The 1,212-nt window shown below is 63.9% G+C and carries 1 protein-coding gene; it reads right to left on the reverse strand.

Going from position 1 to position 1,212, the window contains the following annotated elements:
* Window positions 1-3 precede the first annotated feature (3 nt).
* Window positions 4-1,212, reverse strand: a 1,209-nt coding sequence (locus WBN73_RS21385) for a urocanate hydratase (RefSeq protein WP_337681325.1), incomplete at its 5' end; no start/stop codon positions are given.

Consider the following 1,212-nt stretch of genomic DNA (forward strand, 5'->3'; position numbering starts at 1 on the left):
TGCCTACTTCTCGTTCATGGGGATGCGGACGCCGCGTTCGTTGGCGACGTCGATGGCGCGGTCGTAGCCGGCGTCGACGTGGCGGATGACGCCCATACCGGGATCGTTGGTCAGGAGCCGTTCCAGTTTCTGGGCTGCCAGTTCCGTGCCGTCAGCGACGGAAACCTGGCCAGTGTGGATGGACCGGCCAATACCAACCCCACCACCGTGGTGGATGGACACCCAGGTAGCGCCCGACGATGCAGCAGTCAGTGCGTTCAGCAACGGCCAGTCCGCGACCGCGTCCGAGCCATCCTTCATCGACTCGGTCTCCCGGTAAGGGGACGCCACGGAACCCGAATCCAGGTGGTCACGGCCGATCACGATCGGAGCCTTGACCTTGCCCTCGGCGACGAGCTGGTTGAAGAGCAGACCAGCCTTATGGCGTTCGCCATACCCAAGCCAGCAAATACGGGCCGGCAGGCCTTCGAATTCAACCCGGTCGGCCGCAGCGTCAATCCACTTGTGGAGGTGCTTGTTCTCCGGGAACAACTCCTTGATGGCCTTGTCCGTCACCGCAATGTCTTCCGGATCGCCCGAGAGCGCGACCCAGCGGAACGGGCCCAGACCCTCGCAGAACAACGGACGAATGTACGCCGGGACGAAGCCAGGGAATTCAAACGCACGGTCATACCCACCCTTGCGGGCCTCGTCACGGATCGAGTTGCCGTAATCAAAGACCTCAGCTCCGGCGTCCTGGAACTCCACCATCGCCTGGACCTGGCGGGCCATCGACGCCTGGGCCTTCTTGGTGAACCCCTCCGGATCAGCCTCAGCCTCGGTGTGCCACTCGGCCACCGTGATGCCCTCCGGCAGGTAGGACAACGGGTCATGAGCGGAGGTCTGGTCCGTGACCACGTCAAACGTGACTTCGCCGGCCTTGTGGCGGCGCAGCAATTCGGGGAAGACCTCAGCGGCGTTGCCCACGTAACCAACGGACCAGCCGCGGCGCTCGTCCTTTGCGGCCTGGACTTTGGCGATCGCAGCATCCAAATCGGTTTCGACCTCGTCCAGGTACCGCTTACCCACACGCCGACGCAGCCGGGACTCGTCCACATCAACAATCAAGCACGCACCATCATTGAGCGTCACCGCCAACGGCTGCGCCCCGCCCATGCCACCACAACCACCAGTCAACGTCAGGGTCCCTGCCAGCGGCCCCTCCGTGGAACC

The sequence above is a fragment of the Paenarthrobacter sp. CCNWLY172 genome (assembly GCF_037402035.1).
GTDB lineage: Bacteria > Actinomycetota > Actinomycetes > Actinomycetales > Micrococcaceae > Arthrobacter.